The organism is Roseomonas gilardii, from assembly GCF_001941945.1.
In the GTDB taxonomy this organism is placed as follows: Bacteria; Pseudomonadota; Alphaproteobacteria; order Acetobacterales; family Acetobacteraceae; genus Roseomonas.
The window spans coordinates 4,148,988-4,161,327 of record NZ_CP015583.1 but is presented as its reverse complement, the minus strand read 5'-3'; the positions used below and the strand labels follow the sequence as shown (position 1 = coordinate 4,161,327).

9 protein-coding genes are annotated in these 12,340 nt (G+C 70.4%); 4 read left to right on the top strand and 5 right to left on the bottom strand.

Annotation, left to right across the window (positions count from 1 at the left end):
- The first annotated feature begins 120 nt into the window (after positions 1-120).
- From efeU to efeO, 3 genes are read left to right on the top strand one after another with little or no spacing between them, the layout of a single operon-like run.
- Entirely contained in the window at positions 121-1,983 is a 1,863-nt protein-coding gene (gene efeU / locus RGI145_RS18790; RefSeq protein WP_075799580.1) for an iron uptake transporter permease EfeU, read from the top strand.
- A 34-nt stretch (positions 1,984-2,017) separates the two neighbouring features.
- Positions 2,018-3,277, top strand: coding sequence for an iron uptake transporter deferrochelatase/peroxidase subunit (gene efeB, locus RGI145_RS18785; RefSeq protein WP_075799579.1), 1,260 nt, complete (start codon positions 2,018-2,020; stop codon positions 3,275-3,277).
- A gap of 43 nt (positions 3,278-3,320) precedes the next feature.
- Entirely contained in the window at positions 3,321-4,184 is an 864-nt protein-coding gene (gene efeO, locus RGI145_RS18780) for an iron uptake system protein EfeO (protein ID WP_075799578.1), read from the top strand.
- Between the two features lie 251 nt (positions 4,185-4,435).
- Here the strand turns inward: efeO and RGI145_RS18775 are convergent, their stop codons facing one another.
- From RGI145_RS18775 to hemE, 4 genes are read right to left on the bottom strand one after another with little or no spacing between them, the layout of a single operon-like run.
- A complete protein-coding gene (locus RGI145_RS18775; RefSeq protein ID WP_075799577.1) occupies positions 4,436-5,428 on the bottom strand; it encodes a hydroxyacid dehydrogenase in 993 nt (330 codons plus the stop codon).
- 7 nt (positions 5,429-5,435) lie between these two features.
- Positions 5,436-6,494, bottom strand: a complete 1,059-nt coding sequence (locus RGI145_RS18770; RefSeq protein ID WP_075799576.1) for a trypsin-like peptidase domain-containing protein — start codon at positions 6,492-6,494, stop codon at positions 5,436-5,438.
- A gap of 13 nt (positions 6,495-6,507) precedes the next feature.
- Positions 6,508-8,208, bottom strand: a complete 1,701-nt coding sequence (locus tag RGI145_RS18765; RefSeq protein ID WP_083670950.1) for a DUF4118 domain-containing protein — start codon at positions 8,206-8,208, stop codon at positions 6,508-6,510.
- Positions 8,208-9,257, bottom strand: coding sequence for a uroporphyrinogen decarboxylase (gene hemE, locus RGI145_RS18760; RefSeq protein WP_075799574.1), 1,050 nt, complete (start codon positions 9,255-9,257; stop codon positions 8,208-8,210). The genes RGI145_RS18765 and hemE overlap by 1 nt, the downstream gene beginning before the upstream one ends.
- Positions 9,258-9,572: 315 nt before the next feature.
- Between hemE and RGI145_RS18755 the strand changes: the two genes are divergently transcribed.
- Positions 9,573-10,472, top strand: a complete 900-nt coding sequence (locus tag RGI145_RS18755; protein ID WP_075800201.1) for a pyruvate, water dikinase regulatory protein — start codon at positions 9,573-9,575, stop codon at positions 10,470-10,472.
- 319 nt (positions 10,473-10,791) lie between these two features.
- Here RGI145_RS18755 and metX read toward each other — a convergent pair whose 3' ends face one another.
- The gene (gene metX / locus RGI145_RS18750; RefSeq protein WP_335740090.1) at positions 10,792-11,946 is read right to left on the bottom strand and encodes a homoserine O-acetyltransferase MetX; all 1,155 of its coding nucleotides are present in this window, start codon (positions 11,944-11,946) and stop codon (positions 10,792-10,794) included.
- Positions 11,947-12,340: the final 394 nt, after the last annotated feature.

The following is a 12,340-nucleotide window of genomic DNA, read 5'->3' as shown; positions in this document are numbered from 1 at the left end:
GCATAATTGGGCGTTGCCGGGCTTGGCAGGTCCTGAACCCCCCTTGCTTCTGCCTGCGCTTGCGGGGCACCTGCCTTGCCGGACAACCGATCTCATCCTGCCAGGCCCGACTGCACCATCATGCTTGTTCCGTTCCTCATCATGTTCCGGGAAGGGCTGGAAGCCGCCCTGATCATCGGCCTGGTCGCGGGCTATCTCGGCCGTACCGGGCGCCGGGAATGGCTGCCCCTGGTCTGGCTCGGCATCGGGGCGGGGGTGCTGGTCAGCCTGGGGGCGGGTCTCGCTCTGGAGGTGTTGAGCGCCGAGTTCCCGCAGCGCGGGCAGGAGATCTTCGAGGCCGTGGTGGGGCTGGTGGCCGTCGGCATGCTGACCGCCATGGTCTTCTGGATGAGGCGGGCTGCCCGGTCGGTGAAGGCGGAGATGCAGGACCGCATCGATGCCGCGCTGATGGGGGAAAGGCGCGGCCTTGCTTTGCTGGCCATGGTCTTCCTCGCCGTGGCGCGGGAAGGGCTGGAGGCGGCGGTTTTCCTGCTCGCCGTCATGCGGCAGAGCCCCGGCCCGGCGGCGCCCATCGGTGCGGTGGCCGGCCTGCTGCTCGCCGTCGCGGTGGGCGCCGCCATCACCTGGGGCGGGCTGCGGCTGGACCTGCGGCGCTTTTTCCGCTGGAGCGGCGTGCTGATCCTGCTGGTGGCGGCCGGGCTTCTGGCGGGGTCGCTGCGCGCGCTGCATGAGGCAGGGCTGTGGAACGGGCTCCAGGCCACGGTCTTCGACCTGAGCGACGTCCTGCCCGCCGATGGCGTTGCGGGCTCCGTGCTGGCGGGGATCTTCGGCTACAGCGACCGCCCGGCCCTGGGCGAGGTGCTGGTCTATCTGGTCTTCCTTGCTGTCACGCTGCCGCTCTTCCTGCGGCCCGTGGCTAGCGCCCCCGCCGTTCCCTCGCCGGCGCGTCAGGACGTGCCGGCCGGCGAGGCTCCGGCGCCGCCCCGGCTCAGGCCCGCGCTTGGCCTCATGGCCCTGTTGGTCCTGGCGGTGCTGGGCCTGGGTGCCGCTTCGCTGCGGCTGGAACGCCGCGAGGCCGGGACAGGGGAGGCGAGCAGCGTCACCGTGGCCATCACTGACCGGGGTTGCGAGCCGGGCGAACTCACCGTGCCCGCCGGACGGACCGCCTTCCGCATCGTCAACCGCAGCGACCGCGCCCTGGAATGGGAGATCCTGGATGGCGTGATGGTGCTGGAGGAACGGGAGAACATCGCACCCGGGCTTTCCCAAAGCCTGACGGCGCGGCTGGAGCCCGGCACCTATGCCATCACCTGTGGCCGCATCGGCAATCCGCGCGGCAGGCTGACCGTTCTGCCTGCCGCCGCCGGAGCGCCCTGGCGTCCGGAGCCTCGTGACCTGCTCGCCCCCATGGCCGAGTACAAGGTCCATGTCACCCTGCAGGCCATGGCTCTGACGGAAGCCGTGGAGGATCTGGACGAGGCGCTGGACCGGGGCGACACGGCGCGGGCTGAGCGGCTCATTGCCGAGGCGGGCCGGGCCCGCGACCAGCTCCTGCCGGCGCTCCGGCTTCTGCCCGAAACTCGGGAGACCCTGACCTCGGTGACCGATAGCCTGACCCGGTTGTCGGCCTTTCTGCCCGAGGCCGGATCGGACGGCTCCGATGTCTCACGTGAAACACTGGCGCGGCTGCGCTCGGACAGCGAGAGCCTGACCGCCCGGATCGGCAAGGCCCGCATCACCCCCGCGGCCATGGCGGAGGGCGCAACGCAACTGCTGCGAGGTTCGGACGCCATCACGCCTGACGCGCTGGATGGTGTGGGGCGCGTCGTTTCCCTGTTGCGGCCGCTCGCCACCCGTCTGGACCCGGCCCTCCAGTCCAGCCTCGACCGCTCGCTCGCCGCGTCGGAGAAAGGGGACAGGAATGCCCTGGCCACCCTGGCCACGGATCTCGACAGGCTGGGCCGGCAGTTGGAGGCCCATTGAGATGCCTCTCCCAGGCAAACCGGATGGGACCGACATGACACGGAATTCCTGCCCCTTCGCCGCCGGGCGGCGCGGATTGCTGTTGGGCCTGGCGGGCGGTGCCGGGGTTGCCTCCGCCGTGGTCGCAGCCCCGCTGATGCAGGAGCCGCCCGGGCGCGACGCGGCCGAGGCACGGCAGGCCATCGCCTTTCACGGGCCGCACCAGCCGGGCATCCTCAACCCGCCGCCCGCCGCCGGCATGGTCGCCGCCTTCGACGTGCTGGCACCTGACCGTGCCGGGCTGGACCGTCTCTTTCGCCTGCTGACCGAGAGGATCGCCTTCCTGATGGCCGGGGGCACGCCGCCAGAGGCCGATCCGCGCTTCCCGCCAGCGGATTCCGGTATCCTCGGGCCGGAAATCGTTCCGGACGGGCTGACCGTTACCGTGGCGCTGGGCGCTTCGCTCTTCGATGGGCGCTATGGCCTCGCGACGTGGAAGCCCGCGCATCTGGAAACCATGCGCCGCTTCCCCAACGATGCGCTGGAACGCGACTGGTGCCATGGCGACCTGCTGCTGCAGTTCTGCGCCAATACGCCCCAGAGCACGATCCATGCCCTGCGCGACATCATCAAGGTGACGCCGGATCTGCTGCGCCTGCGCTGGAGGCTCGACGGCACGCTGCCTCCCGCCGCCGGTGGCCATGCCGCCCGCCAGACGCCCCGCAACCTGCTGGGCTTCAAGGACGGCACCAGCAACCTCGCCCCCGCCGATGCGGCCCAGATGGAGCGCCATGTCTGGGTAGGGCCGGAGGATGGGGAGCCCGCCTGGGCCCGGGGCGGCAGCTATCAGGTGGTGCGGATCATCCGGAACTTCGTGGAGCGCTGGGACCGCACCCCGTTGCAGGAACAGCAACAGATCTTCGGACGCGACAAGCGGGAGGGCGCGCCGCTCGGCCTGGAGCGGGAGCACGACATCCCGGACTATGTCGCCGATCCCGAGGGGAAGCGCATCCCCCTCGACGCCCATATCCGGCTGGCCAATCCGCGCACTCCCGAGACCGCCGACAGCCTGATCCTGCGACGGCCCTTCAACTATGACCGGGGGGTCACGCGGGCCGGGCAGCTCGACATGGGGCTGCTCTTCATCTGCTTCCAGCGCAACCTCCGGCGCGGCTTCATCGCCGTGCAAGAGCGCCTGAACGGCGAACCGCTGGAGGAGTACATCAAGCCCACCGGCGGCGGGTACTTCTTCGCCCTGCCCGGCGTGCCGGCCCCCGGCCGGTATCTCGGCCAAGGGCTGATCGAGGCCGCCTGACGCCCCCAAACCCACCTTCATCCAGCACGAGGAAGCCAGACCCATGCCCCCCATCGCCGATCTCACCCGGCGCCGCCTTCTCGCCACCGCCACGGCGCTGGTGCTGCCCCTGGCCGTGCCCGGCCTGGCGCGCTTCGCCCAGGCGGCGGCACCGGCCTCGCCGCTCGACCTCGCCGAGCCGATCGCGCAGTACAAGATCTATGTGCTGGGCGAGGTGCGGCAGCTCGTGCGGCAGACGCGCAGCTTCGCCGACGCGATCAAGGCTGGCGATCTCGCCAAGGCCCGCAGCCTCTACGCGCCGACGCGGGTGCATTACGAGCGCATCGAGCCGATCGCGGAGCTTTTCGACGATCTCGACAAGAGCATCGATTCCCGCGCCGACGACCATGACGAGGGCGAGAAGGATGCGGGCTTCACCGGCTTCCACCGCCTGGAATACGGGCTCTTCGCGAAGAACTCGACCGAGGGTCTCGTGCCCTTCGCCGACAAGCTGGTCGCCGATGTGCAGGAGCTGGAGACCCGCATCCGCGGCCTGACCACCCCGCCGGAGAAGGTGGTGGGTGGCGCCGCGGCGCTGATCGAGGAAGTGGCCGCGACCAAGATCTCCGGCGAGGAGGATCGCTACAGCGGCACCGACCTGTGGGACTTCAACGCCAATGTCGAAGGCGCCCGCAAGATCGTGGAGCTGCTGACGCCGCAACTGAAGAAGGCCGACCCCGCCCTGCTGTCCAAGGTCGATGCCAACTTCAAGCGGGTGGAAGCCATCCTGGCCAAGTACCGCACCAAGGATGGCGGCTTCGAGAACTACGAGAAGCTCACCCCCGCCGACCGCAACGCCCTCCAGGCCCCCATCACCACCCTGGCCGAGGACCTCTCCCGCCTGCGCGGGACGCTCGGTCTGGGGTGATCGGGCTGCGGGCCAGAGGGGCTCTGCCCCTCTGGACACCCCGCCCAGGGACGTTGGTCCCTGGGAACCCTATGAGCGCTCCGCGAGGAGGGGGATTGGGACAGCGGTCGCCATTGGCACGCCGGCAGCCATCACCCCCTCCTCGCGGAGCGCTCATGGCGGGGTCTCGGGGGGATACTATCCCCCTGAGCGGCCCCTTCTTCAGCAAAGGGTCCGGGAGGCAGAGCCTCCCGGTCCAATGGCCCGATCACTCAGCCCGCGACCGCCAGGGCCGGGCGACGGTGCCGGGCCTCGGGGTTGACGATGACGTCGGCGGGCAGGCGGTTGTTGAAGCAGTCGAGGACGCTCTGGGCCGCCGACATGGCCATGCGGCGGGTGCCTTCCTGGCTGCTGGCGGCGGTGTGGGGAGAGAAGATGCAGTTCGGCGCGTCCAGCAGCGGGTTGGTGGCCGAGACGGGCTCGTCATGGAGCACGTCGATGCCGGCCATGGCGACCTGGCCGCTGCGCAGGGCTTCGGCCAGGGCCGCTTCCTCCACCAGCTTGCCGCGCGCGGCGTTGATGAAGAAGGCGCCGCGCTTCATGGCGCCGAGGAAGTCCGCGTTCACCAGGCCCTGCGTCTCGGCAGAGGAAGGACAGTGCAGCGTGACGATATCCGCCGCGGCCAGCCCGTCGCGGAGATCCACCACCGCCTCGTAGCCGGAACCCCGGATGGTGCCGACGGGGATGAAGGGATCGTAGACCAGGACGTTCAGGCCGAAGGCGGCGCAGAGCCGCGCCACGCGGGTGCCGATGCGGCCGAAGCCCAGGATCAGCACGGTGCGCCCGGCGATGTCATGCGTCGGTAGTTCCGGCACCACGCCCCAGTTCAGGTCGCGCACCCGGGCGTCGTACTGCACCGTGCGGCGGGCGCAGGCGAGCATCAGCATCATCGTGTGCTCGGCCACGCTGCCGGCATTGGCCTCGGGCGTGATGGTCACGACGACGCCGCGCTCGGTCATGCCGGGGATGTCGATCAGGTCGTAGCCAACGCCGTGGCGCGCCACGATCCGCAGGCCCGGCGCCTGTGCCGCCATGGCCCTGTCCACCACGTTGGTCCGGACGATGATGCCGTTGGCCCGCGGCAGCGCCGCGTCCATGGCCTCCTTCGTCAGCTTGTGGACGACCTCCACGGTGACGCCTGGCGCCGCTTCCAGCAGCGCGATGGCGTCGTCGTGGATGGGACGCATGATCAGCACGTGGGGCATCTTGCCTCTAGCCTTTCTCGCAGCGGATGAAGACGGTGGAACGGTTGGCGATCTCGCCCACATCCGCGACGCCGCGGTCGGGGCCGCCCTCGCCACGCAGGGGCTCGATGCCGGAGGCCTGGAGGAAGGCGGCGGCCCGCTCTCCCTTCACGGCGAAGTTGATGTTCTGCGCGATGTCGCCGGTGCGCTTGGCCACGGCCTCGGCATTCAGCTTGGAGACGACGACGCCCAGCAGCTCGCCCCGCATGTCCAGCAGGGGCCCGCCGGAATTGCCCGGCTGCACCGGCGCGCTGATCTGGAACTGGTTCGGGTCGTTGCCCAGGCCGTTCAGCCCGTTGACCTCGCCGCGCGTCAGCTTGGGGTCGGAAGACAGCAGGCCGGTCAGGGGGAAGCCATAGGCGACGACGCCATCCCCCCGCCGCACCGGCTCCGTGCGGAAGCGGATGGGGGGGCCGTCCAGCCCCGGCACGGCGACCAGCGCGAGGTCGAGCTTCGCATCCACCTTGGCCGGCGGCACCGCGGCGAAGTTGCGGCCATCGGGTGCACGGACCAGCACGCGGTCGCAGCCGTTGATGACATGGCGGTTGGTCATCACCCGCTCCCGCGCCACCAGGAAGCCGGTGCCGGAGGAAGCCCGCGCGCCGGGCTTCGGCTGTGCCTCGGGCGGGGTCGGGGCGGCGGGTCTGGCGAGGCCGGACAGGGTGACGGTGCGGTCGCCGCCGCAGATGTCCTGGCCACGCTGGACCGCCTCCCGGCCATCGGCTGCCACGAGCCGGATGTCGAAGCGGCAACCCGCGGCGGCGGCGGGGCGCAGCGTATAGGCGGCCTCGGGCGCCAGGGGGCCTTTCAGCAGGTTTCCGCCCCAGTCGGAGCGGCCGGAGCGTACGGCGAAGAGCTGCGTGGCCTCCGTTCCGGTCCGGTTGAGGATGCGGAAGGGGGAGCCGGTTTCGGCCGGCTGAGCGGCGGACTGGGGGCCCGTCTGGGCGGCGGCGGGAGCCAGCAGGAGGGCCATTCCCGCCAGGGAAAGGAGCAGGGCGTTGCGCATGGCGACGAGGATGTCATCCACGCCGCCAGGACGGTCAATCGGCTCTCGTGGCAGAGAAATCCCCATTGGCCGGAGTTTCCCGCAATGCGTCATTCAAGACAATAGAAACAACCCTGAGTAGTTCCTCCCGGCCGAAAGGCTTCCCGAGGAAGGGGAAGCCCGTGCCTTCCACGTCACGGTCCTGCAGGCCCGACATCAGCAGCACCCGCGCGCCCGGATGGCGGCCGCAGAGATAGCGCCCCAGCTCGGTCCCGCTGACGCCGCCGGGCAGGGCCACATCGGTCAGCAGCAGGTCGGGGAGGAAGGTCCGCAGGGCTTCCAGCGCCCCGGCGCCATCGGCGGCCGCCTGCACCCGCCACCCGGCCTCGCGCAGGGTTTCCTCCATCATCCGGCGCAGGTCCGGCTGGTCCTCGACCAGCAGCACGGTGCGCCCGCCGCGCGGGGGGTGGGGGGAGGCATCGGTCCCGGCGGAAGGGGAGGGGCCGTTCTCCTCCGGGCCGGCCGCCGGTTCCGCCGCTTCCGTCCCGTCCGCGCGCGGCAGGTAGAGGGTCAGGCTGGTGCCGCGTCCGGGCAGGCTTTCCACGGTGATCGAGCCGCCGGACTGGCGCACGAAGCCATAGGTCTGCGCCAGGCCGAGGCCGCTGCCGCTTCCGACCGGCTTGGTGGTGAAGAAGGGCTCGAAGGCATGGGCGAGGGTCGTCGCGTCCATGCCCTGCCCCGTATCCGTCACCTGCAGCGCCACGTAGTTGCCAGCCTCCAGCCGGAGCTCCCGCGCCTGGGACGCGGAGAGCGGCAGATTGGCGGCCCGCAGCCGCAGCGAGCCGCCCGCCGGCATGGCATCGCGTGCATTGATGGCGAGGTTCAGGATCGCGCTCTCGAACTGCGCCGGGTCGGCCCGCACCATCCACAGGCCCGGCGCCGCTTCCGCCGTCACCGTGATGGTCTCGCCGATGGTGCGGGCGATCAGTTCCCGCAGCGGCGGCAGGACATGCGCCATGTCGAGGGCACGTGGCCGCAGCACCTGCCGGCGCGAGAAGGCCAGGAGCTGGCGCGTCAGATCCGCCCCGCGCTCGGCCGCCCGGCGGGCCAGCCTCGCCATGCCGCGCAGCCGTTCGTCGGGCGTCGCGGCGATGATCCGGTCCGCCTGGCCGATCACCACGGTCAGCAGGTTGTTGAAGTCGTGCGCGATCCCCCCGGTCAGCCGGCCCAGGGATTCCATGTGCCGCACCTGGGCGAGCGCCTCCTCGGCGCGTCGCCTGTCCTGCTGCTCCGCCTCCAGGGCCAGCGTGCGCTCGGCCACGCGGCGCTCCATCTCCGCCGCCAGCATCTCGGCCTTCCGGCGTGCCGCCTGCGCGGTTCTCAGGCTCTGGTGCAGCAGCTCCGCGAGGACGCTGTTCAGCAGGGAGATGGTGAAGAAGAGCACCAGTCCCAGCAGATGCTCGGCATCCAGGGTGCTGAAACGGCCCGCCGGTTCCAGAAGGAAGAACCAGGATGCCAGGGAAGACAGCACCGTTGCCACCATGCCGGGCCAGAAGCCACCCATCATGGCGGCGATCAGCACCGCCGGCAGGAAGGTGACGAGCGGATAGCTGCCCGGCGTCATGACGCCGTCCAGCGCCAGCCGCAGCCCAAGCCCGGCCGCGACGAGCAGCAGGCTGGTGCTCCAGATGAGCAGGGGCCGGCGGCGCCAGCGCTCCAGCACCCAGCGTTCCAGGACGAGGTGCCGTTCAGGCATCAGACGGCGGCGCGCACCATGCGCACCAGGGCGGCCACGTTCTCCGGCGGTGTCTGCGGCACGATCCCGTGCCCCAGGTTGAAGACGAAGGGACGCCCGCGCATCGCCGCCATCAGGGAACGCGCCTCCGCCTCCAGCGCCGCGCCGCCCGCGACCAGGGCCTGCGGGTCGAGGTTGCCCTGCAGCGCCAGGCCCGGCGGCAGGTTCGCCGCCGCCCAGCGTGGGTCCATGGCGGTGTCCATCCCGACCGCCTGCACCCCGGTTCGCGCGGCATATTCCACCAGCATCGGCCCGGCCATGCGGGGGAAGCCGATGATCGGGAAGCCGGGCGGAAGCTGCTTGCGCAGGCGCCGCACCAGCTCTCCTGTCGGCTCGATCACCCAACGGCGGAACTGGGAGGGCGGCAGCAGGCCGGCCCAGCTGTCGAAGAGCATGAGCACCTCGGCCCCGGCCTGGACCTGGGCCAGGAGGTATTCCGCCGTCGCCTCGGTCAGGGTGCGGATGAGTCGGCCGAACAGCAGCGGGTCGCCGAAGGCCATGCGGCGGGCATGGGCGAACTCGCCGCCGCCGCGGCCTTCCACCATGTAGCAGGCCACCGTCCAGGGCGCCCCGGCGAAGCCGATCAGGGCGGTGCGCTGGTGCTGCACCGCCAGGGTGGCGCTGAGCAGGGAGACCGTCTCGAAGATCGGCCTCGCCCGGTCCAGGAACCCATCCAGCCGCAGCCCGGCGATCGCCTCGGCGTCGCGCAGAGGCTCCAGCAGGGGTCCTTCGCCCTCGGCGAAGCGCAGGGGCTGCCCCAGCGCCCAGGGCACCATCAGGATGTCGCTGAACAGGATGGCGGCGTCGAAGCCGTAGCGCCGGAGCGGCTGGAGAGTCACCTCCGTCGCCAGCTCCGGATGGGTACAGAGACTCACGAAATCCCCGGCGATGGCCCGGACCTCCCGGTACTCGGGCAGGTAGCGGCCGGCCTGGCGCATCAGCCAGAGCGGCGGCGGCCAGACGGCGTCGCCGGCCAGGGCTCGGAGGAAGGGCTTGTCCGGCATGTCCATGCTCCCTTCTCACTCGAAAATAAGAGTCAGAGAAGAGATGAGGTGGTCTGTAGGGCCTGTGGATAAAGGGGATGCAGGGCGTCCACAGACTCACGCCAGAGTTTTCCACAGGCGCTGAGTCAGGGTGACTCGGCGAGTCAGGGCGAGTCGCTGACTCAGTCCCTGAGTCACACCGGGCCTATGACTCATCCATCCCGGCCGGCATGAGATGTGACTCGCCATCCCCGACTCTCCCAGGGCATGAGTCGGGGCGGGGAGTTTTCCACCGGATGCACCATCTTCCCCGCTTCCCTCCACCGTTTCACAGTGGGGTCCATGTCCACCCGCGCCATCAACCTCCATCTGGTTTCCGACAGCACCGGCGAGACGCTGGCCTCCATGGCCCGCGCCACCCTGGCGCGCTTCGAGGACCCCCATTGCCTTCAGCACCGCTGGTTCCTGGTCCGGTCGCGCTTCCAGCTCGAACAGGTGCTGGAAGGCATTCAGGCCGAGCCCGGCCCTGTGCTTTTCACCATCGCCGACCGTTCCATCCGGCACAGCCTGGAGGAGTTCTGCGGCCGGCTGGGGGTGCGCAGCCTGTCCGTGCTGGACCAGACGCTGGAGCTTCTGCAGACGGAGATCGGCGAGCATGCGCGGGAGAAGCGGGCCGCCCAGCACGTGCTGGACGCGGACTATTTCCGCCGCATCGACGCGATGCACTATGTGCTGGCGCATGACGACGGGCAGGGCACGGCCGGCATCCACGAGGCCGATGTCTGCCTGGTGGGCGTTTCCCGCTCCTCCAAGACACCGACCTGCTTCTATCTCGCCAACCGGGGCATCAAGGCCGCCAATGTCCCCATCGTTCCCGGCGCGCCCTTGCCGGAGGAGCTGGGCGATCCGCCCTGTCCGGTGATCGGTCTGACCATCGACGTGAACTCGCTGATCGAGATCCGCCGCCATCGCCTCAAGCTGATCGGCGGCGCCGGGGTGCGGCAGGACAGCACGGACTATGTGGACCAGGAAGCGGTGAAGGCCGAGATCCTGGCGGCCCGGCGCCTCTGCACCTCGCGCGGCTGGCCGGTGATCGACGTCACCCGCCGCTCCATCGAGGAGACCGCCGCCACGGTGATGCAGCTCATGGAAGCCTGGCACACCCGCCGTGCCCGTGCCGCTGCGGCGCCCTACAAGCCGCAGGACCCGGCGGCGGAGGTCATGGGCCGGCCGGCTGGCTGAAAACCGGAGAACTGTCCTTTCCGGTCCTGGGTTTGTCTGGCCTTGGGGGCAAGGCTCCGCCTCGCCCCCAAACCCCCCACTCCGCCAGGACGCTGCGCGCCCTGGACCCCATTCGCTGGCTTTTCCTGATGCCGGATCGCGCTGGAGAGCTTCGCTCTCCGGTGACCATGGGCGTCGTCAGCGCGGACAGATCCACCTGCGCCCAGGGATCAGGCGTCAGACCGACCTATGTCACCCGCGTCAGCTCAAGGCGGGGTCTGGGGGAGGCGGAGCCTCCACCCGGGACCGGCCACGAAAACGACGCCGAAGCCTCCGTGAATCAGACGCCGATCCGCTCCGCCGCGCCGCGCAGGAAGCCGCGCAGGGTGTGGCGGAACTCCGGCTCGTCCAGCAGGAAGGCGTCGTGGCCCTTGTCGGAGGCGATCTCCAGGAAGGAGACATTGGCCGCCGCCTTGTTCAGCGCGCGCACGATCTCGCGGGCTTCCTCGGTCGGGAAGAGCCAGTCGGAGGTGAAGGAGGTGAGCAGGAAGCGTGTCCGCGTGCCCTGGAAGGCCAGCCACAGGTCCCCGCCATGTTCGGCCGAGAGGTCGAAGTAATCCATCGCCCGGGTGATGGTCAGGTAGGAGTTGGCGTCGAAGCGGCGCACGAAGGTCGAGCCCTGGTGCCGCAGGTAGCTTTCCACCTGGAACACGTCCTCCAGGAAGGTCAGCGCCTTGGCGCCCTGGAGGCGGCGGCCGAACTTCCGGGCGAGGGCGGCCTCGGACAGATAGGTGATGTGGGCGACCATGCGCGCCACGCTCAGGCCACGCGCCGGAATCCGGCCATCCTCCCAGTAGCGGCCGCCCTTCCAGTCCGGGTCGGAATGGATGGCGGCGCGGCCCACCTCGTCGAAGGCGATGTTCTGCGCCGAATGGTGCGCGGCGGTGGCGATGGCCACGCAGGCGAAGACGCGGTCCGGGAAGGTCGCCGCCCATTCCAGCGCCTGCATCCCGCCCATGGAGCCGCCGACCACGGCGAGGAGGCGGGTGATTCCCAGGTGTTCGACCAGCCTGGCCTGCGCCCGCACCATGTCGCGGATGGTGATGACGGGGAAATCCGTGCCCCAGGGCCGGCCGAGCCCGCGCCCCTCGGCATCCGTCATCTCCTCCCGCGGGCCGGTGGAGCCCATGCAGCCGCCCAGCACATTGGCGCAGATGACGAAGAAGCGGTCCGTGTCGATCGCGTCGCCCGGCCCGACCACACCCTTCCACCAGCCGTCGCGGCCGGTGACCGGATGCGGCTCGGCCACGTACTGGTCGCCGGTCAGGGCATGGCAGATTAGGATCGCGTTGGAGGCATCGGCGTTCAGCCGCCCGTAGGTGCGATAGGCCACCGCCATGGGCGCGATGGTCATGCCGCAATCCAGGGCCAGCCCGTCCGCGAAGACGGCGCGCTGGTGTTCCACGCTCGGGAGGGGGGCCAGGGTGTCGCTCACGGCCGATGGATTAGACCAGATCGCGGGATCGCGGAATGAGGCCCGCACCCATCGCTGCCATGACCGGGGTGGCGCCTCGTGGCCGCCCGTCGGGGGAGAGGCGCTGCCTCTCGCCCCGGACCCCCTCACCGCCGGGGACCGAAGCCGGTCCCCGGACCCCGGGCTTTCGTTGGTGCTGGTGGTCGCCGTCAGTTCAACGCCTGATCCCTGAGAGCTGGCGGATCAGTGGGTCTCCCGAACAAGAAAAACACCCTGCCCACGCTCGTGGCGCCCGAAGTCGCCGGAGAGCGATGCTCTCCGGCGTGATCCAGCGTCAGCGAGGGCCAACGAATGGGGTCCAGGGCGCGCAGCGTCCTGGCGGATAAGGGGGTCCGGGGGAAAAGGCGGAGCCTTG

Excerpts from the sequence above, each read along its gene's own strand:
- efeU (WP_075799580.1), top strand. The coding sequence starts at position 121 with ATGCTTGTTCCGTTCCTCATCATGTTCCGGGAAGGGCTGGAAGCCGCC.
- efeB (WP_075799579.1), top strand. The coding sequence starts at position 2,018 with ATGACACGGAATTCCTGCCCCTTCGCCGCCGGGCGGCGCGGATTGCTG.
- efeO (WP_075799578.1), top strand. The coding sequence starts at position 3,321 with ATGCCCCCCATCGCCGATCTCACCCGGCGCCGCCTTCTCGCCACCGCC.
- RGI145_RS18775 (WP_075799577.1), bottom strand. The coding sequence starts at position 5,428 with ATGCCCCACGTGCTGATCATGCGTCCCATCCACGACGACGCCATCGCG.
- RGI145_RS18765 (WP_083670950.1), bottom strand. The coding sequence starts at position 8,208 with ATGCCTGAACGGCACCTCGTCCTGGAACGCTGGGTGCTGGAGCGCTGG.
- hemE (WP_075799574.1), bottom strand. The coding sequence starts at position 9,257 with ATGGACATGCCGGACAAGCCCTTCCTCCGAGCCCTGGCCGGCGACGCC.
- RGI145_RS18755 (WP_075800201.1), top strand. The coding sequence starts at position 9,573 with ATGTCCACCCGCGCCATCAACCTCCATCTGGTTTCCGACAGCACCGGC.